Consider the following 21722-nt stretch of genomic DNA (forward strand, 5'->3'; position numbering starts at 1 on the left):
GCGATCCACCCCTACGCCTTGCTGTGCGAGAACAGCTTCAGCACCGGCACCCCCACCTTGTGCCGGGCCCGGGAGGCCCAGTCCCGGTGGAAGAACTCCTCCACGTAGTGGGGGTCGGTCAGCACGATGACCTCGTCCGCCCCGACCTCCTCCACCAGCGACTTCAGCGCATCCAGCGGATGGTCCTCGATCAGCCGCCCCTGCGCCCCGCTGCCCGAGGCGCGCAACGCCGCGAGGGACACCTCCAGCGCCCGCTGCCCGACGCTCAGCGCTTCCTCCCCCTCGGGGGTCTCCCCTTCGCGGACGGCCTCGTCGAGCTCGCCGAGCGCCACGTCGTCGATGGCCCGCAGCAGGCGGTCCGCCTGCTCTCCGCGCGGCTGCAACAGCACTTCGAAGGAGACCTGCTCCTCGCCGTGCAAGGTGGTGACGAACTCCACGTCGGCCGACGTGAGCGCCTTCTCGATCATCAATACGCTTGTGAACACCAGGCGCCCCTTCTGCTCCGGGGGCCCATGGCCCCGTTTCGCCGCAGGCCGGCCGCGCCGGACCCTGCGGAAACCATCCTGCCCCGTCTTCGCACGGTTACTGCCGGATCCAGTGTGCCCTCCGAAAACCAAACAGAACGGCATATTCCACCGATTAACGGACTCACGGCGGATCGCCGCGCTTCCGGACGTACTGGCCTTCCGCGCTCCCCGCCGCCGACACCTTGTACCCGGAGCCCGGCGTTTCAGTACGCGCTCAGGCCCGCCCGTACCGGGTGAACAGGAAGCCGTCCTCCTCCAGCATCGACACCAGCCCGAAGCGGTGCGGGACCGTGACCGCCGGCCCCCCGGCGATGCGCTGCGCGTCGCCCGCCGTGAGCATCGGGGAGACGGTCAGGCACAGCTCGTCCAGCACACCGGCCGCGACCATCTGCCCGAGCAGCCGCGGGCCGCCCTCGGTGAGGAGCCGGGTGTGGCCGAGGTCGGCGAGGGCCCGGACGGCACGGGCGGGGTCGACGCCGATGCCGTCCCCGGCGGTCACCACCCTGGCGCCCGCCTTCTCGGCGGCGGCGACGCGGTCCGGGGCGGCCGCGGCGCCCGTGAGGACCAGGGTGGGCACCAGGGGCGAGGTGAACAGCGGGAGCGAGAAGTCCAGGTCGAGACTGGCGGTGACCACCGCGATCGCGGGCGCGGGCTGCTGCCCGGCCGCCTCCCGCATCGCCGCGAAGTCCTCCCGCGCGCGGGCCGGCCGGTACCCCTCCTTGCGTACCGTCTCCGCGCCGACGACCACGACGTCCGCGAGCGCCCGCAGCGTGCCGAAGATCCGCATGTCGGTGGCGCTGGAGATGGGCTGCGAACGGCCGCCGTGCTGGGCGGCGCCGTCCAGCGTGGACACCATGTTGGCGCGCAGCCACGGAACCGGCCCCCCGGGCCCCGGCTCGGGATAGGCGTACGCGGCGGCCAGCTCGTCCAGGCTCCACTCCCGCCCGGCGGCGTCACCGGACGTACCGCCCGGCGCCGGAGCTGCTGTTTCATCGGTCACAGGGAACAGACGTCGCATGCCGTGCAGTGTTCCACGCGCCGTAGCATGGTGAACCGTGTCTTCTCCCCTGGCCCCCTCCGGAAGCGGCCCCATAACCGACCCGGCCCCGCTGTCGCTGTGCGCCCGTGAGCCGCGGGTGCCCGCGGACCGGCTGGTCGCCGAGATGGTGCCGCCGCCGCGGTTCGACTCCGTCCGCTTCAGCACGTACATCCCCGACCCGAACCAGCCCAGCCAGACGGAGGCCGTCCGGGTCCTGGAGGGTTTCGCGGCGGGCCTGGACTCGGGAGGGTCCCCGGGCTCGGGCAAGCGGCGGCTGTTCGGCTTCGGCAAGTCACCGAAGAAGGCCCCGGCCGGCCCGCGAGGCGTCTACCTCGACGGCGGCTACGGCGTCGGCAAGACGCACCTGCTGGCGTCCCTGTGGCACGCCACCCCGGCCGAGCCCGCGCACAAGGCGTTCGGCACGTTCGTGGAGCTGACCAACCTGGTCGGCGCCCTCGGCTTCCAGCAGACGGTCCAGACCCTGTCCGGCCACCGCCTGCTGTGCATCGACGAGTTCGAACTGGACGACCCGGGCGACACCGTGCTGGTGTCCACCCTGCTCGGCAAGCTCGTCGACGCGGGTGTGGCGCTGGCCGCCACCTCCAACACGCTACCCGGCAAGCTCGGCGAGGGCCGGTTCGCCGCGGCCGACTTCCTGCGGGAGATCCAGGGCCTGTCGGCCCACTTCCGCGCCCTGCGCATCGACGGCGAGGACTACCGCCACCGCGGTCTGCCCGAGGCTCCGCCGCCGTACTCCGACGAACAGGTGACCCGCGCGGCGCATGCCACCGAGGGCGCCTCCCTCGACGCGTTCTCGCCCCTCCTGGAACACCTGGCCCGCGTCCACCCCAGCCGGTACGGCGCCCTGACCGACGGGATCAAGGCCGTGTGCCTCACCGGTGTGCACCCGGTTCCCGACCAGTCGACGGCCCTCAGGCTGGTCGTCCTCGCGGACCGGCTCTACGACCGTGAGGTGCCGGTGCTCGCCTCGGGCCTGCCCTTCGACCGGTTGTTCAGCGAGGAGATGCTGAACGGCGGCTACCGCAAGAAGTACTTCCGGGCCATCTCCCGGCTCACCGCCCTGGCCCGCGACGCGGGGACACTGGCCGACCCCCGGTAACCGGTCCCCGATACCCCGTCAACAGTCCGACAGAAAGGGCTTGTTCAAGCCACCCCACCTGTGACTTTCAGGCTCTCTTCAGCTTGAAACGTTAAGTTAACCCTGCAAACGACTTTGCAGGGTTAACGTGTTTCTTGACCGGCCGTTGACCAACTGTTGGTCCGCACTAGACGTGCGAAGCACCGGAAGGGGGGCGCATGTACCGAGGTACGACGGCACGGGCCGTGGTTTCGATCCTCGCGGCCGCCCTGCTCGCCCTCCAGTTCTTCGCACCGACGGCGTCCTTCGCATCCGCGCATACGCACAGTCAATCCGAGGCCAAGGCTCAGCCCGGAACAAAGCCCTCCGGCAAGTCCTCCCGCCCCGGGCCCACATCCCCGGGGAAGCCTCTGCGCGACGAGACGGCCACCTGCCGCGCCGGACACCACGGGAACCCGACCGGTCCCCTGCGGACCCGCGACCGGTCCCACACCGCGGACCTCGCACCCCCGGGCCCGGAGCGGCCGCTGCAACGGCACATCCGGCCGACGGCGCCCGAACCGGTCGGACCCGGCGCCGCGCACGACCACACGTCGAGATCCTCGACGTCGCACACTCCGGCGGCACTTCAGGTCTTCCGCTGCTGATCGGCGGAGCAGTTCCCCCCACCCCTTGCCATGCCCGTCCGACGCGCCCCCACTGCGCGCCAGGAGGAGTCACCACACTCATGCAACCCCTCATCGACAACGCCCGCATCTTCGGACAGCGCCCTGAGGAGTTCGCCCACCTCGCCGAGGGCCAGTCCCCCGACGTCCTGTTCATCACCTGCTCCGACTCCAGGGTCGTACCGGCCCTGATCACGGGCGCCCGTCCCGGCGAGCTCTTCGAGCTGCGCACCGCCGGCAACGTCGTTCCCCCGCACTCCATCGAGCACCCCACCTCGGAGGCGGCCACCATCGAGTACGCCGTGGAGGTCCTCGGCGTCAAGGAGATCGTGGTCTGCGGCCACTCGCACTGCGGCGCCGTGGGCGCGGTGGTGCGCGGCGACGACCTCTCCGGCGTCCCCGCCGTGCGCGACTGGCTCGCGCACGCCTGCGACGAGCCCAAGTGCGCGGACCCTGCCGACACGACGGTCACCGAGGCCGTGCAGCACCACGTCCTGACCCAGGTGTTGCGGCTGCGCTCCTACCCCTGCGTGGAGAGCAGCCTGACGGACGGCCGGCTCCGGCTGCGCGCCTGGTTCTACGAAGTGCACACCGGCACCGTGCGCGAACACCGCGCGGACACCGACTCCTTCGAGAAGCTGTGAGGGCGACCATGACCAAGTTCCCTTACCTGAAGCAGGACTTCCTCGCCTCGATCGTCGTCTTCCTGGTCGCGGTCCCGCTGTGCGTCGGCGTGGCGGTCGCCTCCGGCGTCCCCGCGGAGCTGGGCCTCATCACCGGCATCGTGGGCGGGCTCGTCACCGGGCTGATGCGCGGCAGCAGCCTGCAGGTGTCCGGGCCCGCCGCCGGACTCACCGTGCTGGTCTTCGAGGCCGTCAGCCAGTTCGGAGTGGCCACGCTCGGCGTGATCGTGCTGCTCGCCGGGTTGCTCCAGCTCGCCATGGGGTTCCTCGGCATAGGCCGCTGGTTCCGGGCGATATCCGTCTCCGTCGTCGAGGGCATGCTCTGCGGCATCGGCCTGGTGATCATCGCCGGGCAGATCTACGCGGCGGCAGGCCTGAAGGCGCCGGAGTCCGGGCTCGGCAAGATCGCCGGCCTGCCCGGGATGTTCGCCGACACGCTCGGCAGCACCGAGGCCATGACCTCCCTCGCGATCGGCGCGGGCACCATCGCCGTCATCGTGCTCTGGAAGAAGACGCCGAAGGCGGTCCAGACCATGCCCGGCGCCCTCGCAGCGGTCGTCCTGGCCACGGCCGCCACGCTCACCTTCGGCCTGCCGGTCGCCACCGTCCAGGTGGAGGGCCTGCTCGGCGTCATCCAGCCGCCCGGGGCCGAGGCCTTCGGTGAACTGGCGAACCCGGCCATCTGGGGCACCATCATCGCCTTCGCACTGATCGCCTCCGCGGAGAGCCTGTTCAGCGCGGCCGCCGTGGACCGGCTGCACAACGGTCCGCGCACCGAGTACAACAAGGAGATGATCGCCCAGGGCGCGGGCAACACCCTGTGCGGTCTGCTCGGCGCGCTGCCCATGACCGCCGTCATCGTGCGCAGCTCCGCCAACGTCAGCGCGGGCGCCAAGACCAAGGCCTCCCGGGTGCTGCACGGCGTGTGGCTGCTGCTGTTCGCCGCCGCGATGCCGTGGGCCCTGGCCCTGATCCCGATCCCCGCCCTCGCCGGCATCCTCGTGCACGCCGGCTGGAAGCTGATCCCGTTCCGCCAGATCACGGCGCTGTGGGGGACGCACAAGGGTGAGGCGCTCATCCTGATCGTCACGGCCGTGTCGATCGTCGCGGTGAACATGTTCGAGGGTGTGCTCATCGGTCTGGCCCTGTCGGTCGTCAAGACCGCCTGGGAGGCCTCGCACATCAAGCTCGACATCATCGACAAGGGCGCCGGCCCGATCCAGGCGTACCTGTCCGGCAACGCGACCTTCCTGCGGCTGCCGAAGATCCTCGACAGCCTGGAGAGCCTGCCGCAGGACCGCCCGGTCGAGCTGGACCTGTCGGGCCTGCACCACCTCGACCACGCCTGCCGCACGGCCCTGGAGAACTGGGCCGCACGCCACAGTGCGACGGGCACGGAGCCGGTGAAGGTCACCGAGCCCGAGGAGGCCCCGGCGGAGAAGGTCACCGTCGCCTGACCTGCGGGACAGCTCACCCGGCCGGGTCCGGGGCGCGCCGGCTGCGCGCCCCGGACCACGTGTGTCCGCCCCCGTTCCGGCCTGATCGCCGGGCATGGCCCCACACCCCGTTTCGGGCATATCGTTACAGGAGCGGACGGATCGGGACCTCTGAACCGGGAGGTCGGCATGGTCGAAGAGCTGGTCGGTGTGGTGGCCGCGGTCGGGGCCGGTGCGCTGGTGTACCTGGCCGCCGCGGCCCGGGTCGTCAAGCAGTACGAGCGCGGGGTCGTCTTCCGGCTCGGGCGCCTGCACGGGGACGTGCGGCGGCCCGGGTTCAACCTCGTGATCCCCGCGGTGGACCGGATGCGCAAGGTCAACCTGCAGATCGTGACCATGCCCGTCCCCGCCCAGGAGGGCATCACCCGTGACAACGTGACCGTGCGGGTCGACGCCGTCGTGTACTTCAAGGTGGTGGACCCGACGGCTGCGGTCGTCAATGTCGAGGACTACCGCTTCGCCGTCTCGCAGATGGCACAGACCTCGCTGCGCTCGATCATCGGCAAGAGCGAGCTGGACGACCTGCTGTCCAACCGGGAGAAGCTGAACCAGGGCCTGGAGCTGATGATCGACAGTCCGGCCGTGGAGTGGGGCGTGACGATCGACCGCGTGGAGATCAAGGACGTCTCCCTGCCGGACACCATGAAGCGCTCCATGGCACGGCAGGCGGAGGCCGACCGGGAGCGGCGGGCCCGGCTGATCAACGCCGACGCCGAGTACCAGGCCTCCAAGAAGCTGGCCCAGGCCGCCCGCCAGATGGCCGACACGCCCTCGGCACTCCAGCTCCGGCTGCTGCAGACCGTCATGGCGGTGGCGGCGGAGAAGAACTCCACGCTCGTCCTGCCGATTCCCGTGGAACTGCTGCGGTTCCTGGAGCGGGGCGCGCAGCCCGCGGAGAGCGCGGGACAGCCGAGGAACACGGCGCAGGCGGCGGACGCGGCGCAGGCGGCGGACGCGGGGACCGCGGACCGTGCGCAGCCGGCGGACCGGGCGGAGATCGAGGAGCGCGCCGTCGACCTCACGGAGCAACGCGCCCTCGACCTCACGGAGCAGGCCGGGGAGGCCATGGAGCGGGTGCGGCGCGCGGTCGAGCAGTGACGCGCGCTACGCGCGTGGTTCCCGCAGCCCGCACCAGGTGATAGACACAGCGGGATCACAGTTCCTGTCCGCCAGCAGGAAGGTTTCCCCATGACCGAATCCGGTCGCTTCACCACCCGACGCCGGATGCTCGCCGGAACCGGCGCCCTGGGTGTCGGGATCGCGTTCTCCGGCGCCCTCTCCGAACTCTTCGCCGGCACCGCCGCCGCTCAGGGCCTCGGCCACACCGGCTACGGCCCACTCGTCCCCGACCCGAAGGGCGTCCTCGACCTGCCGGAGGGGTTCCGCTACCGGATCCTCTCCCGCGAGGGCGACGAACTCCGCTCCGGCGAGGGCAAGGTCCCCTCCAACCACGACGGCATGTCCGCCTTCGGCGGCAGAGGCGGCCGGGTCCACCTGGTCCGCAACCACGAGAACCGCGTGAACGGCAAGGTCCCGGTCCCGGCCGTCGAGGGCCTCACCTACGACCCGGCCGGCAAGGGCGGCTGTACGGCCCTGACGCTCGACTCCCGCAACAGAGTGCAGTCGGAGCGCGTCGCGATCGCCGGCACGGCCGTGAACTGCGCGGGCGGGCCCACCCCTTGGGACACCTGGCTGACCTGCGAGGAGACCGAGGACAAGGCCGGCACCAACGGCTACACCAAGGACCACGGCTTCATCTTCGAGGTCGACCCGGCCGATCCGCACCGCACCGGGGCCGTGCCACTGACCGCGATGGGCCGCTTCGCGCACGAGGCGATCGCCGTCGACCCCCGGCGGGGCGTGGTGTACGAGACCGAGGACGCGTTCGAGAAGCCCTTCGGCCTCTTCTACCGCTTCCTGCCGAACCGGCCGCTGGGCGGCAGGGGTTCGCTGCGCGCGGGCGGCCGGCTCCAGGCCATGCGCGTGCCCGGCGTGCCGGACCTGTCCTCCATTCAGGACGTCGGCGCCGAGTTCGACCACATCGAGTGGGTGGACGTACCGGACCCGCAGGCCGCGCAGACCCCGATCCGGTTCCAGGACTTCGGCCGCGGGGGCATCACGCACGCGCAGAAGCTGGAGGGCTGCTACTGGGGCGGCCGTTCGGTGTACTTCGTGTCCTCCTTCGCGCGCCGGTCCGACGGTTCGGCCGCCGACCACTTCGGGCAGGTCTGGCGCTACGACCCGGAGCGCCGCCGGCTCACCCTGGTGATCGTCTTCGGCCCGGACACCGATGTGCAGCTGCCGGGCGAGTCGCCGGACAACATCTGCCTGGCGCCCAGCGGCGGCCTCATGGTCTGCGAGGACGGCAACGGCGCCCAGCACGTCTTCGGTGTCACCCGGCGCGGCGAGGTCTACGCGATGGCCCGCAACCGGCAGAACATCGGCACCGAGCAGGAGCCCGAGTGGGGCGAGTTCGCCGGGGTGACCTTCTCCCCGGACGGCGACACGATGTACGTCAACTGCTACACGCCCGGCACCACGTTCGCGGTGACGGGCCCCTGGCGCCGCTGACCGGCGCCCCGCTGCCGACCGGGCGCCGGGTGCCAAGCCCGGCGCCCCGCCGGACCATCGAGGTACCAGACCGCGAAGGGGGCCCGGTGACACATGAGAACAGCTCCTCGTTTGCGGGAGCGGCTGCGTCTGCCCCCGGGCCTTCCGGTCGACCTGAGCGGGTACGACGCCGCCGCCACCTCGGGCGGGCCGCACGGCAAGGCGGAGGGCAAGGCGGCCACGGGCCGGATCGGCGAGCGGCTGGCCGTCCTCCAGAAACGACGCACTATGAAGACGTCCTGGTCGCCCGCGTCCGGGAGCGCGCGCCCGCGCCCGAGATCGCCCGGCGCCACGAGCAGATCAAACGCTTCGAGAGGTCCCTCACCGACGACGGCGTGCCCCTGGTCAAGTGCTTCCTGCACCTCTCCTACGACGAGCAGCGCCGCCGGCTGCTCAAACGCCTCGACAAGCCGGAGAAGCGCTGGAAGTTCGCCGCTTCCGACGTCGACGACCGCGCCCTGTGGCCCGCGTTCCGGGAGGCGTACGAGATCGCCCTGGAGCGCTGCGGCACCTCGACGCGCCCTGGTACCTCATTCCGACGGACCACAAGTGGTACCGCAACTGGGCGGTCAGCACCCTGCTCCTGGAGCACTTCGAGGAGCTGGACCCGCGGTATCCGGAGGCGGACTTCGACGTGGCCGAGTGCCGGAGACGGCTGCTGGAGCAGCCCTGACCCGAGCCGGTTCAAGCGGCGAGCAGGGCGTCGATCTGGCCGACGGCCTCCTTCAGGCCCTCCTCCATGCCCATGGCGGCCATCTGCTCCAGCTGCTCACGGGAGTCGAACAGGGAGCGCATCTCCATCCGGGTGCCGCCACCGTGCTCGCTGAGCCGCACGGTCACGGACATGGTCGGCATGTCGTCCTTGGGCTTGCCGTCGTCGTCGGCGAAGCCGTCGGTGAACTCCAGGGCCGTCGGCTCGCTGACCGAGGTGACGCGCCACCAGCCGCGGTGCCGGTCACCCTCGGGGCCGGTCATGAAATAGGTGACCTCTCCGCCGGGGGTGAGGTCGTGCTCCTCCACGGTCGCCGGGTAGGCCGGCGGGCCCCACCAGCGCTCCAGCTGCCGGGGGTCGGCCCACAGCCGCCACACCCGCTCGACCGGGGCGGCGAAGTCGGCGACCAGGGTGAGGGTGAGGGTGTCGAGGTCCTTGTCGACGCTGGTGACACTCATCGCTCGGGTCCTTCCATCGGGTCGTTCTCTTCGGGTCCGGGGTCCTCGGCGAGCAGCCGGGCCATCCGGTCAACCCGCCCGCGCCACGCCGATTCGAGTTCGTCCAGGGCCTGGCGTGCGCGGCCCACCGCGTCGGGGTCGGTGCGCACGAGCTGCTCCCGTCCGCTGCGCTGCTTGGTGACCAGACCCGCCCGCTCCAGCACCGCCACGTGCTTCTGCACCGCCGCGAAGCTCATCGGGTAGGCCTCGGCCAGCCGGGAGACCGACAGCTCCCCGCGCACGCAGCGGCGCACTATGTCCCGGCGCGTGGTGTCGGCCAGGGCGTGGAACAGCCGGTCGACCGTCTCGTCACTCCACTCATCTACAACCATTTGGTTGTACGTTAGCGCGATCCGCCCCCGCGGTAAAGCGAAGCGCCGGACACTGAAGCGGACAGACCGGGGTACTCGGCGACTCATGAGCGAGAAGCAGCAGGTCAGCAGCTCGTACTGGCTCGAGACGGCACCGGACGGCCGCCACCCGGCGCTGACGGAGGACCTGGACGTCGACGTGGCGGTGATCGGCGCCGGGATCGCCGGGCTGAGCACCGCGTGGGAGCTGACGCGGGCCGGGCGGAGCGTGGCCGTGCTGGAGGCCGGGCGGGTCGCGGCCGGCGTCACCGGACACACCACCGCCAAGGTCACCGCCCTGCACACGCTCGTCTACGACAAGCTGCGGCGCACCCGCGGCCCCGAGGGCGCCCGGCTGTACGCGCGTTCCCAGTCGGAGGCGATCGGGCACGCGGCCCGGATCGCGGAGGAACTCGGCGTCGACTGCGAGTGGGAGACGAGGAGCGCCTGCACCTACGCGCGGGACCCGGGCCGCGTGGCCGAACTGCGCGCCGAGGCGGAGGCCGCGGCCCAGGCCGGGCTGCCCGCCTCGTTCGTGACGGAGACCGGGCTGCCCTTCGCGGTGGCGGGTGCGGTCGAGGTCACCGGGCAGGCCCAGTTCCACCCGCGCAAGTACCTGCTGGCACTCGCCGCCGACCTGGCCGGGCGTGGCGGGCGGATCTTCGAGGACACCACCGTCCTCGGCCTGGACGAGGGCGAGCCCTGCAGGCTGTCCACCGCGACCGGGGCGACGGTCCGGGCCCGGGACGTCGTCGTCGCGACGCACTACCCGATCTTCGACCGTGCCCTGCTGTTCGCCCGCCTCTCCACGCGTCGCGAGCTGGTCGTCGCCGGGACGATTCCCGCGGACCAGGACCCCGGCGGCATGTTCATCACGCCCGAGGAGGACACTCGCTCGGTGCGCACCGCGCCCCACGAGGACGGCCGGCGGCTGCTCATCGTCACCGGTGAGCACTTCACCCCGGGCACGGACGACCCGCGGGCCCGCTTCGAACGCCTCACCGCCTGGGCCACCGGCCACTTCCCGGACCTGGAGGTCACGCACCGCTGGGCCACCCAGGACACCGAGCCCACCGACACGGTCCCGATGGTCGGCCCGCTGCACGCGGGCGCCCGGCACGCCTACGTGGCCACCGGCTTCGGCGGCTGGGGCATGACCGGGGGCATCATGGCGGGCCGGCTGCTGACCGCGCAGATCCTGGGCGAGGAGTGCGAGTGGAGCGCGCTGTACGACCCGCGCCGGGTCAAGCCCGCGCTGCGTGAGGCGCCGGCGTTCCTCAAGACGCAGGCCAAGGTCGCCGGGCACTTCGTGGGGGACCGGCTGCGGCCCTCACCGCCGGTGGAGTCCCTGCCGCCCGGCGAGGGCGCCGTGGTCCGCGCCGACGGACACCGCCTCGCGGTGTACCGCGACGACGACGGCGGGCTGCACGCCGTCTCCGCCCGCTGCACCCACCTGGGCTGCCTGGTCGACTTCAACGCCGCCGAGCGCGCCTGGGAGTGCCCCTGCCACGGCTCCCGGTTCGACACGGACGGCAAGGTGATCCAGGGCCCGGCGACCAAGCCGCTGGAACAGCGGGACCTCTGACCGCCCGCCCCGGACCTACGCTGGACGTATGAGTGAGGACGACTACTGCCTGATCGACGCGACCAGGCCACCCCTGGCGGAGGGGCCGCCGTACGCGGAGTGCGTGCTCTGCCGGGAGCCGACGGAGTACCCCGAGTCGTACAAGGGCATCACCCTGTGCCCCGTCTGCGAGTGGCAGGAAGCGCAGCGCACGGCCTGTTCGGGGTGACCTCCGGGAGGCCTGCGCACCGGCCACGGCCGGCACCGCAGCCGTGACCGGGTCCGCCGCGGCCGGGGGCAGCAGCGGCGGCTGAGCCCGCGGCCGCGTCGCGCGGGTACGGGCCGGGCGCATGCGGTCATCCTGCACGATCTTCCGGCTGGCACACTGGGGCTCGTGAGCGAGAACCCGACGCCCGAGAGCGAGAGCGGCAGTCCTTTCCGGTCCGAGCCCTCGGCGCGCGACGAGGCACCGCAGTTCGTGCTGCCGCTGGTGGTACGGATCGAGCGGGCGGACCCGCCGGCGCGCACCGACGCGCTGGAGACGGCCGCGCGGGCCGTGCTGACGATCCTGGCCGACAAGCGGTCGGCCGGTGAGGGCGAGTGGGCCGAGGCGATGCGGGACTGGCAGGACGCCAGGATCCGCAAGGTGGTGCGGCGGGCGCGCGGCGCGGAGTGGCGGCGGGCCGAGGCTCTGCCCGGCATCACGGTCACCGGCAAGTCGGCCGAGGTCCGGGTCTTCCCCCCCGTCCCACTGGACGGCTGGCCCAAGGACCTGGCCCGGCTCCAGGTCTCCGGCACCGACCTCGACGACCCGGAGTCGCCGGCGGACGCCGACCCGTCGGCCCCGGTGCTGTGGCTCAACCCGGACCTCGGCATGTCGGCCGGCAAGGCGATGGCGCAGGCGGGCCACGCCGCCCAACTGGCCTGGTGGGAGCTGTGCGACGAGGATCGGACCGCGTGGCGCGAGGCGGGCTTCCCGCTCGCCGTGCGGACGGCCGGGACGGACCGCTGGTCCGAACTGACCGGCCTCGGGCTGCCGTTGGTCCGCGACGCGGGGTTCACGGAGATCGCGCCCGGCTCGTGCACGGTGGTCGCCGACCACCCGGCGCTGCGCCGGGGACCGCACGGGCCCAGCCGCGCGGCGTCCACTCGTTCGGAGTAGCCGCAGGCGCGCCCGTCCCGGACGAGTGCTCCAGTGGGGTTACCAGCCGACGCCCCCTGGAGGCAGCCATGACCAGCGCCGCGCCCCCTCCCCCCGCCCCGCCCGCCCCCGACGACCGGACGCCCGGCGGCTCCGGTCCGGACGGCTCCGGCGACCCGTGGGCGGCCGGGGGTCTCGCTCTCGGCGGCATCCTGATGGTTGTCTACGGCCTCTTCGCGGTGCTCCAGGGCATCGCGGCGATCGCCGGCGACGAGGTGTACACGAGCTTCGGGCAGTACTCCTTCGAATTCGACCTGACCGCGTGGGGCTGGATCCACCTGATCGTCGGTGTGCTCGTGGTGGCGGCCGGACTCGGCCTGTTCGCCGGGGCCACTTGGGCCCGGGTCGTGAGCGCGGTCGTGGTCGGACTGACCCTCATCGCGAACTTCCTGTGGCTGCCGTACCAGCCCTTCTGGTCGATCATCATGATCGTGACCGGTCTGTTCGTCCTCTGGTCCCTGTTCAACTACCGCTCCTCCCGCCCGCTGTAGAGCGCCGGTCAGGGCGGCGGCGGGCGCCGATCGCGCTCGGTGACCACCGCGTGCATCCGCCGTGTCAGCGCGGTGGCCGCCGCCGTGAGGAAGACGAACGTGTAGACGATCTGGACGACGGTCACCAGGCGGGCCTCCTGCCCGCGCGGGGTGATGTCGCCGTAGCCGACGGTCGCGAGCGTGACGACGGTGAAGTACAGCGCGTCGACGCGGGTGCGCAGGCCGGTGAACTGTCCCGGTTGCTGCGCCAGGGCGTAGTACCCGGACGAGAACACCAGCACGGCCAGGCACATCAGCAGCGAGATCATGATGCCCGACCGGGCCTGCGGTTTCTCCAGCACGATGTCGCGCACGTGGCGCAGCAGCAGCGCGGCGACGAGTGCCAGGCACAGCACGAACAGCGGCCAGCCCAGCCAGGGGCGGTCGGCCCCCAGCCCCTCCAGGGGCAGCAGGAAGTAGGCCGTACCACAGGCCAGGAGCAGGGCCCCGGCCCCGATCCGCAACCGGTGGACGGCGGTCGCCGCCGACTTCGCCTCCCGGTCCCGCGCGGGGCTGTGGGGCTGCTCGCTGCCTTCGGGCATAGGTCCGGTGTACGACGTATCGGGGCGGTACGCGACCCTTGTGCCCCCGTCGGTGGGGACGGCACGCCGGGTCCCCGAACCTCAAATGTTGCTCTGAAGGCGGTCCTGGCGCGGTTGGGGGACGTGCGGCTGGGCCATACCCCCCTCACGTTCGAGGAACGGGCCGGGCGGAGGAGGGGACGATGGAGCGACTGGGGACGGGCATCGGATGGCGACCGGAGATCGCGGACGCCGTGGAGCGGATGCCGGGGATCGACTGGGTCGAAGCGGTGGCCGAGAACGTCTGCCCCGGGCACCTTCCCGACTCCCTGCGGCGGCTGCGCGAGCGCGGCGTCACCGTGGTGCCGCACGGCGTCTCGCTCGGCCTCGGCGGAGCTGACCGGCCCGACGCCGGACGGCTGACCGCGCTGGCCGAGCGCGCCGAGGCGCTGGGCTCCCCGCTGGTCACCGAGCACATCGCGTTCGTACGGGCGGGTGGGTCGCTGACCGCCTCCCCGCGCCTGGAGGCGGGCCACCTGCTGCCCGTCCCCCGCACCAGGGACGCCCTGGACGTCCTGTGCGAGAACGTGCGCATCGCGCAGGACTCCCTTCCGGTGCCGCTGGCCGTGGAGAACATCGCCGCGCTGGTCTGCTGGCCGGCCGAGGAGATGACGGAGGGCCAGTTCCTCTACGACCTCGCCGACCGTACGGGTGTCCGCCTCCTCGTCGACGTGGCCAACCTGCACACCAACCACGTCAACCGCGGCGAGGACCCGTCCAAGGCCCTCGCCGAACTGCCCCTGGAGGCCATCGCCTACGTCCACGTCGCAGGCGGTTTCGAACGCGACGGCGTCTGGCACGACAGCCACGCCCACCCCGTCCCCCGGCCGGTCCTGGATGTTCTGACGGACCTCGCCTCCCGCGTCAGCCCGCCGGGTGTCCTGCTGGAACGGGACGAGAACTTCCCGGAACCGGCGGAGCTGGAGGGCGAGTTGACCACGATCCGCCGGGCGCTGGAGGCAGGGGCGGTCGAACGTGTGAAGACCGAACTCCGCTCGGCCGCCGGCGCGGTGCGGGAGGGGCATGAGACCGGGGCGGCCGGGGCGACACGGGGCGCCTCCGGCCCGCCCCCACCAGAGGGGGCCGGCGCCGCCCGGCAGCGGCTCGGGCTGGCGCAGGCCGCGCTGCTGTCGGCGCTGGTCGCGGGGACGCCCGTGCCCGAGGGGTTCGACCGGGTCCGGCTCAGTGTGCAGGCCCGGGCGCTCGCCGCGAAGCGGGCGGACGTCGTGGCGAAGGTCGCCCCCGAACTGCCGGTCATCCTCGGGGACGGGTACCGCACGGCGTTCCTCGGCTACGCCCAGACCCACCCGATGACCGCCGGATACCGGCGGGACGCCCTCGACTTCGCCGAGCATCTGCTGGCCGCCGGGCGGCCCGGGGACGCGCAGGCGCGGCGGGAGTTGCGGGAGTGGTGGCGGGAGCGGTCGGGCCCGAAGCCGCGCTCCCGCCGTCCGGCCGGCCGGCTGGCTCGCGCCACGCGCAGGGTCCTGCTGCGGCGTTGAGGGGTCGCTCGCCCGCTCCCGGCCCGGCCGCGGTCGGCACACCGGCCGGTCACTTCGGCTCTGACCCTCCGAAGGCGGCAGGCTCCTTCCGCGGTACGGCGTCGCCGGCCGGCGCGTCGCCCCGGCCGTAGTGGTGCGTCGTGAACATGTAGATGAGGCCCGTGCCGACCACCACGCCCCCGCACAACAGGACGATCCAGTTCTCCCACCAGGACTTCTCCGGGGTGCGGGCCCAGCAGATGTTGATGATGGCGAGGATGCCGTAGGCCAGCGCGGCGATGTTCACCGTGAAGCCCCAGCGGCCCAGGGTGAACTCCCCCGCCGGTTTCCAGCCCTTGAGGCGGGCACGCAGTGCGGCGAGGACCACCATCTGGAACGAGCCGTAGATGCCGAGGATCGCGAACGAGACGATGTTGGTGAGGGCGTCCTCGGAGAGCAGTGAGGCGAAGGCGATGAGCAGCGGCACCGCCGCGGACACGAACAGCGCCCAGCTCGGCACCGCTCGGGCGTGGACGAACCGCCGCAGCAGCCGGTGTCCGACGATCATCTCGTCCCGGGCGTAGGAGTAGATGAGCCGCCCGGCCGCGGCCTGGAGGCTGACCGTGCAGGACAGGAAGGAGATCAGCACCACGGCCATCACCATCCGCGCCCCGGTCTCGCCCATCGCGTCGAACAGCACGTCCACCACCGGGTCGGCCTGCTCGCCCGAGATGATCGCGTTGAAGTCCGTGACCGACAGCAGCAGCGACATGCAGGTGAACGTGGCCGCCGAGCCGCCGATGTAGATGGTGCGGCGCATCGCGCGGGGGATGACCCGGCCCGGGTGGGCGACTTCCTCGGCGGTGTCGCCGCACGCCTCGAAGCCGTAGTACTGGTAGAGGCCGATGATGCCGGCCGCCAGGAACGCCGGCAGGTAGGAGCCGTCTCCCTCGACGCCGTAGGTGTCGAAGATGACGCCGAGGCCGTGGTGACGGTGGGTGGCCAGCAGGTAGACGCCGACGACGAGGGCGCCGATGAGCTCGCCGGCGAAACCGATGAGCGCCGCCGCCGACAGTGCCTTGGTGCCCATGTAGTTGATGAGGATGGCGACGACGATGAGCACGGCGGTGCACAGCACGGTGGTGTGCACGGTGGCTCTGAAGCCGAAGAGGATGGCGATGTAGGGGCCGGCGCCGTAGGCGACGGAGGTGATGGTCACCAGCAGCGCCCACATGTACACCCAGCCGGTCATCCACGCCCAGCGCTTGCCCCACAGCCGCCGGGCCCAGGGGTAGACGCCGCCCGCGATCGGGTACTGGGCGACGACCTCTCCGAAGATCAGCGCGACGAGGAACTGGCCGCAGCCGGCGACCAGGAACGCCCAGATCATCGGCGGTCCGCCGTCGGCGATCGCGATGCCGAAGAGGGTGTAGGTGCCCACCACCGGGGAGAGGTAGGTGAAGCCGAGGGCGAAGTTGGCCCAGGGGCCCATGTCCTTGCGGAACTCGGATCCCGGCTCACCGCCGGGGCCTCCGGATACCGGCGCGGGAGGCTGTGTACCGGTCATCGCTGCGCCTTCCGTCCCTCGGTGATCAGATCGGCGGCCCGCTCGGCGGCGAGCAGCACGGTCACCATCGGGTTGATGGTGGGCATCGTCGGGAACACCGACGCGTCGACGATCCGCACGCCCTCGAAGCCGCGCAGTCTCAACTCGGGGTCGCAGACGGCCAGGGGGTCGTCCGCGGCGCCCATCCGGCAGGTGCCGGCCGGGTGGTACACGGTGTGCGCCGCGCGGCGGCCGTACTCCGACAGGTCGGCGTCGGAGACGACGTCCGGACCGGGGGCGACCTCGCGGACGAGCCAGTCGCGCAGCGGGTCGGTCGCGGCCACCTCGCGCGCCACCTTCAGACCGTCCACGATGGTGCGCTCGTCATGGCCCTCGGGGTCGGTGAAGTACCGGAAGTCCAGGGCGGGGTGCTCGGCGGGGTTGTTGCTGCGCAGCCACATGCGGCCGGTGGAGCGGGCCCGCGGCACGTTCGGTGTCATGCACACCCCGTGCCGCGGCACGGGGTAGCCCAGCCGTTCGGTGTTGACGGTGAACGGCACCTGGTAGAAGTGGAACATCAGGTCGGGACGCGGCTGGCTCTTGTCGCGGCGCAGGAACAGGCCGGCGTCGGAATCCATCGCGGAGTTGGGCGGCAGCGGCCCTGCGGTCTCCCAGACGATCACGGACTCGGGGTGGTCCAGCAGGTTCTCCCCGACACCCGGCAGGTCGGCCCGGACCGCGATGCCCAGGGCGCGCAGGTCGTCGGCCGGTCCGATGCCGGAGAGCATCAGCAGCCGCGGAGTGTCGATGGCACCCGCGCAGAGCAGCAGTTCGCGCTCGGCACGCACGGTGGCGGGTTCGCCGTCGGCGCCCCGGACGGCGACCCGGGTGAGCCGGCCCGACGGCTCGGGGATCAGCCGGTGAGCCCAGGTCTCCAGCAGGAGCGTGAGGTTGGGCCGGTCCAGCACCGGGTGGAGGTAGGCGACGGACGCGGAGGAGCGCAGGTTGCCCTCCGGCTGGTAGGCCAGCGAGAAGAAGCCGGTGCCGTCGGCGAAGGGTTCGGCGTTGAAGTCGTCGACGACGGGGACGCCGAGGGCGCGGGAGGCGGCGGTGACGAAGTCCTTGGCGATGGGATTGCGGTCGGCCTCGGCCACTGGCACGATCCGGGTGAGCAGCCGGTCGCGGTAGGGCAGGATCGTCGCCGGGTCCCAGCCGGAGCAGCCCCGGCTCACCCAGTCGTCGAGGTCCTGCGGCAGCGGCAGGAAGCTGATCAGCGTGTTGTGCGAGGAGCAGCCGCCGAGCACCCGGGCCCGGGAGTGCAGGATGTGCGAGTTGCCGCGCGGCTGTTCGACGGTGGTGTATCCGTAGTCGAACTCCGAGCCGAGCAGGTTGATCCAGTTGCGCAGGCGCAGGATGCGCTCGTCGCCGACGTCACTGGGGCCGCCCTCGATGACGCAGACGCGGCAGTCGGGGTCCTCGCTCAGCCGGGCGGCGAGCACGCAGCCGGCTGTGCCGCCGCCGACGATGACGTAGTCGTAGGCGGACTCGGCGCCGTGTGCGGGAGTGGTTGCCATGCGCTGCTCTGCTTTCTTTGTCGTTCGGTGCGCCACGGGCGGGCCGCTTCCGGAGGGTCAGCCCTTGAACCAGCCGGAGGGAGCGGGCGCGAGGTTCTGGTAGATGTGCTTGGCCTCCTGGTACTCGCGCAGCCCCGTGGGGCCGAGCTCGCGTCCGACGCCGGAGCGGCCGAAGCCGCCCCACTCGGCCTGCGGTACGTAGGGGTGGAAATCGTTGATCCACACGGTGCCGTGCCGCAGCCGCCGGGCGACGCGCTGGGCACGGCTCGCGTCCGAGGTCCACACACCGCCGGCCAGGCCGTAGCGGGTGTCGTTGGCCAGTTCCACCGCCTCGTCCTCGGTGCGGAAGCGCTCGACGGTGACGACCGGGCCGAAGACCTCCTCCTGGACGATGCGCATGGACCGGTCGCAGTCGGCGAAGATCGTCGGCAGCAGGAAGAATCCGCGGCTGAGGGCCGGGTCGTCGGGGCGGGTGCCGCCGGTGACGAGCCGGGCGCCCTCCTCCTTGCCGAGGGCGATGTAACCCTCGACCTTCTCGCGGTGCTCGGCGGAGCTGAGCGGGCCGCTCTCGGTGCCCTCCTCCAGGCCGTTGCCGAGCCTGATCGCCCGGGCGCGCCCGGCGTAGGCCTCGACGAAACGGTCGTGCAGGGAGTCCTCGACGAGCAGGCGTGATCCGGCCGAGCAGACCTGCCCGGAGTGCAGGAAGGCGGCGTCGAGGGCGTAGTCGACGGCGGCGTCGAAATCGGCGTCGGCGAAGACGATGTTGGGGTTCTTGCCGCCCAGTTCCAGCGCGATGTTCCGCGGCCCCTCGGCGGCGGCGGCCATGATGGCCCGGCCGGTGTTCAGGCCGCCGGTGAAGGAGACCAGGTCGACGTCGGGGTGGCCGGTCAGTGCGGCGCCGACGGTCGCCCCGGATCCCAGCACCAGGTTGGCGACGCCGGGCGGTGCGCCGGCCTCCTCGATGAGCCGGATCATGATGATCGTGGTGAGGGGTGTGGTCTCGCTGGGCTTCAGGACGAAGGTGTTGCCGGCGGCCAGGGCCGGGGCGACCTTCCAGGAGGCCTGCAGCAGCGGGTAGTTCCAGGGGGCGATGAGCGCGCACACGCCGACCGGCTGGTAGACGACGCGGCTGAGGACGTCCGGGCCGACGTCGACGACCCGGCCGCCGTCCTTGCCCACGAGTTCGGCGAAGTAGCGGAAGGCGTTCGCCACGTCCTCCACGTCGATCCGCGCCTCGGCGAGCGTCTTGCCGGTGTCGAGCGTCTCGGTGCGGGCGATGTCCTCGCGGTCGCGCAGCAGCAGGTCGTGGACGCGCATCAGCAGGTCGGCACGGTGGCGGGAGGGGGCGTCCGCCCAGTCCTCCTCGGCGAAGGCGCGCCGGGCTGCGCGCACGGCGCGGTCGACATCGGCGGCGTCGGCCTCGTCGACGGTGGTGACGACCGAGGCGTCGTAGGGGTTGACCACCTCGCGCCGGCCACCGGCCGCCGCCTGCGTCCACTCGCCGTCGATGTACAGATCACCCACCGCGGGGCCTCCTTCGCGTCCGGCCGGAGCCCGATCGGCTCGACGACCAGCAACATGGCCCATCGGGCGTGCGGCGGCCACGGGGCACACCGCCGCGCCGGTGTCCGGGCGCCCCAGAGGACCCGGCTGGGCTAGTCGCGCGGGCCCGGGCGTACGCGCCGAAGTGTGCCGGGACCGACACCCCGCACCTGGACGAGGAAGCATCCGAGGGGATTCACCCCTGTTCGCACCGGTATGACGCCCCGCACATGTCCCGCATTCGTCCCCGACCAGCACCGAAACAACGATTCATCCCCGTACGGCACTTGACGTAGACCCAGAAGTAACATGTCACCTCCGCACCCGAAGCGCACTACCGTGCGGTGCCGTACCAGGAGGCACCACCATGCGACCGCGACCCCCGATCAAGGGCCGAGGCATCTTCAGCGGCACCGGGCTCATCGTCACGTGCCTGACGGCGACGCTCGCCGCGCTGGTCTTCCCGATCTGGTCGTACCCGGACCAGCCGGGGACGGCCCCGAACGTGCTGAGCGCCCAGACCCTGCAGACGAGCTACGGCCCGCTGTCCGCGCTCGACCAGGACTTCCTCTCGAAGGTCAGGCTGGCCGGGCTGTGGGAGCTGCCCGCGGGGCGGCAGGCGCAGTCGAAGGGGACCACACCCGCCGTCCGGACGGCGGGCCGGCATCTCGTCGAGGGGCACCGGTTCCTGGACGAGCGGGTCCGCGGCGTGGCGGCCCGGCTGGACCTCGGCCTGCCCGACGAGCCCAGCACACAGCAGAGGCAGTGGCTGGACCGGCTCGACCGGGCGCGGGGCGCGGCGTACGACCGCGAGTTCGCCACCATCCTGCGGGTGGCCCACGGCACGGTGTTCCCGGTCGTCGCCCAGGTCCGTGCGAGCACCCGGAACTCCCTGGTGCGCGAACTCGCCGACGACGCCAACACGACCGTCCTCGACCACATCAAGGTCCTGGAGGCCACGGGTGTGGTCGACTTCGACGCCGTGGCCCGTGACCTGACCGTCGGCAGCACTCCCCCCGCGGCCGCGCCCGGACTCGCCGTTCCCCCGTCTTCACCGCCCTCGTCGCCGCCGTCTCCGTCGCCGTCCTCGTCGGACTACACGCTTCCGCCACCCGCCTACAGGCCGCCCCCGGACTGAAACGGAACGTCACATACCGACAACACTCCGTCCGGATCGTGAACGAGGCATGGTGTTCCCGGGACCGTGTCACATACAAACAACATATGCTCTGGGTTCTTTTCCTGCTGGCGGCCTGGGCCGTGGCCGGCACGGCGTGCACGCGTCTGTGCCTGGCAGCCGTCCGCGCCGCGGCCGTGGCGGCGGAGACCGGCCGGGGTCGTGAACTCACCCTGTACGAGGCGGCGTTCCTCTCCGGCGGCCCCCGCCGGGTCGCCGACGTGACGCTGGTCGCCATGGCCCGTCAGCATCGGCTGCTCCTCGCCCACACCGGCTGGGCGACGGTCGTCGACCCGCGCGGGCGGGACGACATGGAGCGGTCGGTGCTAGGAGCCATCGGCCCCGAGGGGCAGTCCCGGATCGCGCCGGTACGGTCCACGGCCGCCACGGCGGACGCGGTGCGCGGGATCGCCGAGGGGCTGGTGCGCGCGGGGCTCGCGGTGCCGGACAGCGCCCGTACGACGGTCGCGACGGCGGTCCGCCAGGTCCGTGCCGCCACGGTCGCCGTCCTCGGGCTGGGCGTGGCCGCCCTGCTGACGCCCGTACCGCCGGACATGCCGCGGCATCTGGTCGCCCTGTGGTTCGCGCTGCCGCTCACCCTGGCCCTGAGCTGCCTGGCCGTAGCGCGGATCGAGATCCACCCCTACTCGCGCTGGGCCTCCCCGGCCGGCCAGCGGTTGCTCGGTGCGCTGACCCGCACCGCGGACGGCACCGCCGACGACCGCACGTTCCTCACCTCGGTGGCCGTGCGCGGGGTCGGCGCGATCGGCGAACCGGACCTGCGCGCCGCGTTCGCGCACCGCGAGTCGCACGACTGACGGACGCCGGGGGCGCACCGGGGGCACGGC

The 21722-nt window shown here is 72.2% G+C and carries 20 protein-coding genes and 1 pseudogene; 13 read left to right on the forward strand and 8 right to left on the reverse strand.

The features are described from left to right. Positions 1–11: 11 nt before the first annotated feature. On the reverse strand, positions 12–485 hold the full coding sequence (locus AB0937_RS25020; RefSeq protein ID WP_366714414.1) for an indole-3-glycerol phosphate synthase: 474 nt from the start codon (positions 483–485) through the stop codon (positions 12–14). 256 nt (positions 486–741) lie between these two features. Continuing rightward, a complete protein-coding gene (locus AB0937_RS25025; RefSeq protein ID WP_366714415.1) occupies positions 742–1545 on the reverse strand; it encodes a pyrimidine reductase family protein in 804 nt (267 codons plus the stop codon). Positions 1546–1582: 37 nt separating this feature from the next. On the opposite strand from AB0937_RS25025, the gene zapE reads away from it, so the two are divergent. From zapE to AB0937_RS25055, 6 genes and pseudogenes are all read left to right on the forward strand, one after another. Next, positions 1583–2686 carry a cell division protein ZapE gene (gene zapE / locus AB0937_RS25030; RefSeq protein ID WP_366714416.1) on the forward strand — a complete coding sequence of 368 codons (1104 nt, stop codon included), beginning with the start codon at positions 1583–1585 and terminating at the stop codon, positions 2684–2686. Between the two features lie 706 nt (positions 2687–3392). Then, positions 3393–3974: a carbonic anhydrase gene (locus AB0937_RS25035; RefSeq protein ID WP_366714417.1), complete on the forward strand. Its 582-nt coding sequence runs from the start codon at positions 3393–3395 to the stop codon at positions 3972–3974. Between the two features lie 8 nt (positions 3975–3982). Next, on the forward strand, positions 3983–5470 hold the full coding sequence (locus AB0937_RS25040; RefSeq protein ID WP_366714418.1) for a SulP family inorganic anion transporter: 1488 nt from the start codon (positions 3983–3985) through the stop codon (positions 5468–5470). A 168-nt stretch (positions 5471–5638) separates the two neighbouring features. After that, positions 5639–6607, forward strand: coding sequence for a slipin family protein (locus AB0937_RS25045; RefSeq protein ID WP_366714419.1), 969 nt, complete (start codon positions 5639–5641; stop codon positions 6605–6607). Between the two features lie 90 nt (positions 6608–6697). Further along, positions 6698–8080 carry a PhoX family protein gene (locus tag AB0937_RS25050; protein WP_366714420.1) on the forward strand — a complete coding sequence of 461 codons (1383 nt, stop codon included), beginning with the start codon at positions 6698–6700 and terminating at the stop codon, positions 8078–8080. 93 nt (positions 8081–8173) lie between these two features. Further along, positions 8174–8792 (forward strand): annotated as a pseudogene (locus AB0937_RS25055) (hypothetical protein). 11 nt (positions 8793–8803) lie between these two features. Here AB0937_RS25055 and AB0937_RS25060 read toward each other — a convergent pair. Both AB0937_RS25060 and AB0937_RS25065 read right to left on the reverse strand, forming a co-directional pair. Beyond that, positions 8804–9289 (reverse strand): SRPBCC domain-containing protein, encoded by a 486-nt coding sequence (locus tag AB0937_RS25060; protein WP_366714421.1) that lies wholly within the window; start codon positions 9287–9289, stop codon positions 8804–8806. Then, positions 9286–9660, reverse strand: a complete 375-nt coding sequence (locus AB0937_RS25065; protein ID WP_366714422.1) for a metalloregulator ArsR/SmtB family transcription factor — start codon at positions 9658–9660, stop codon at positions 9286–9288. Before AB0937_RS25065 ends, AB0937_RS25060 begins: the two co-directional genes overlap by 4 nt. An 85-nt stretch (positions 9661–9745) precedes the next feature. On the opposite strand from AB0937_RS25065, the gene AB0937_RS25070 reads away from it, so the two are divergent. The 4 genes from AB0937_RS25070 (at position 9746) to AB0937_RS25085 (ending at position 12934) form a co-directional block, all read left to right on the forward strand. After that, complete coding sequence (locus AB0937_RS25070; RefSeq protein ID WP_366714423.1) at positions 9746–11263, forward strand: FAD-dependent oxidoreductase; 1518 nt, start codon at positions 9746–9748, stop codon at positions 11261–11263. A gap of 28 nt (positions 11264–11291) precedes the next feature. Beyond that, a complete protein-coding gene (locus tag AB0937_RS25075; RefSeq protein ID WP_366714424.1) occupies positions 11292–11471 on the forward strand; it encodes a hypothetical protein in 180 nt (59 codons plus the stop codon). 165 nt (positions 11472–11636) lie between these two features. Then, on the forward strand, positions 11637–12404 hold the full coding sequence (locus AB0937_RS25080; protein WP_366714425.1) for a peptidyl-tRNA hydrolase: 768 nt from the start codon (positions 11637–11639) through the stop codon (positions 12402–12404). A 68-nt stretch (positions 12405–12472) separates the two neighbouring features. Further along, positions 12473–12934: a hypothetical protein gene (locus AB0937_RS25085; protein ID WP_366714426.1), complete on the forward strand. Its 462-nt coding sequence runs from the start codon at positions 12473–12475 to the stop codon at positions 12932–12934. Positions 12935–12942: 8 nt separating this feature from the next. On the opposite strand, the gene AB0937_RS25090 is transcribed toward AB0937_RS25085, so the two are convergent. Then, entirely contained in the window at positions 12943–13515 is a 573-nt protein-coding gene (locus tag AB0937_RS25090) for a potassium channel family protein (RefSeq protein WP_366714427.1), read from the reverse strand. Positions 13516–13697: 182 nt separating this feature from the next. Here AB0937_RS25090 and AB0937_RS25095 point away from each other — a divergent pair, with 182 nt between their 5' ends. Continuing rightward, positions 13698–15056: a DUF692 domain-containing protein gene (locus tag AB0937_RS25095; RefSeq protein ID WP_366714428.1), complete on the forward strand. Its 1359-nt coding sequence runs from the start codon at positions 13698–13700 to the stop codon at positions 15054–15056. Positions 15057–15105: 49 nt separating this feature from the next. Here AB0937_RS25095 and AB0937_RS25100 read toward each other — a convergent pair whose 3' ends face one another. The 3 genes from AB0937_RS25100 to AB0937_RS25110 are packed head-to-tail and all read right to left on the reverse strand — an operon-like array spanning position 15106 to position 19679. Then, the gene (locus tag AB0937_RS25100) at positions 15106–16602 is read right to left on the reverse strand and encodes an APC family permease (protein WP_366714429.1); all 1497 of its coding nucleotides are present in this window, start codon (positions 16600–16602) and stop codon (positions 15106–15108) included. Further along, positions 16599–18155, reverse strand: coding sequence for a GMC oxidoreductase (locus AB0937_RS25105; protein WP_366714430.1), 1557 nt, complete (start codon positions 18153–18155; stop codon positions 16599–16601). Before AB0937_RS25105 ends, AB0937_RS25100 begins: the two co-directional genes overlap by 4 nt. Before the next feature lie 57 nt (positions 18156–18212). After that, entirely contained in the window at positions 18213–19679 is a 1467-nt protein-coding gene (locus tag AB0937_RS25110; RefSeq protein ID WP_366714431.1) for an aldehyde dehydrogenase family protein, read from the reverse strand. A 385-nt stretch (positions 19680–20064) separates the two neighbouring features. On the opposite strand from AB0937_RS25110, the gene AB0937_RS25115 reads away from it, so the two are divergent. Both AB0937_RS25115 and AB0937_RS25120 read left to right on the forward strand, forming a co-directional pair. After that, positions 20065–20835 carry a DUF4142 domain-containing protein gene (locus AB0937_RS25115; protein WP_366714432.1) on the forward strand — a complete coding sequence of 257 codons (771 nt, stop codon included), beginning with the start codon at positions 20065–20067 and terminating at the stop codon, positions 20833–20835. 86 nt (positions 20836–20921) lie between these two features. Beyond that, complete coding sequence (locus AB0937_RS25120) at positions 20922–21692, forward strand: TIGR04222 domain-containing membrane protein (RefSeq protein WP_366714433.1); 771 nt, start codon at positions 20922–20924, stop codon at positions 21690–21692. The last annotated feature ends 30 nt before the right edge of the window (positions 21693–21722 follow it).

Origin of the sequence: Streptomyces sp. NPDC047880, from assembly GCF_040706515.1 — a bacterium.
In the GTDB taxonomy this organism is placed as follows: domain Bacteria; phylum Actinomycetota; class Actinomycetes; order Streptomycetales; family Streptomycetaceae; genus Streptomyces.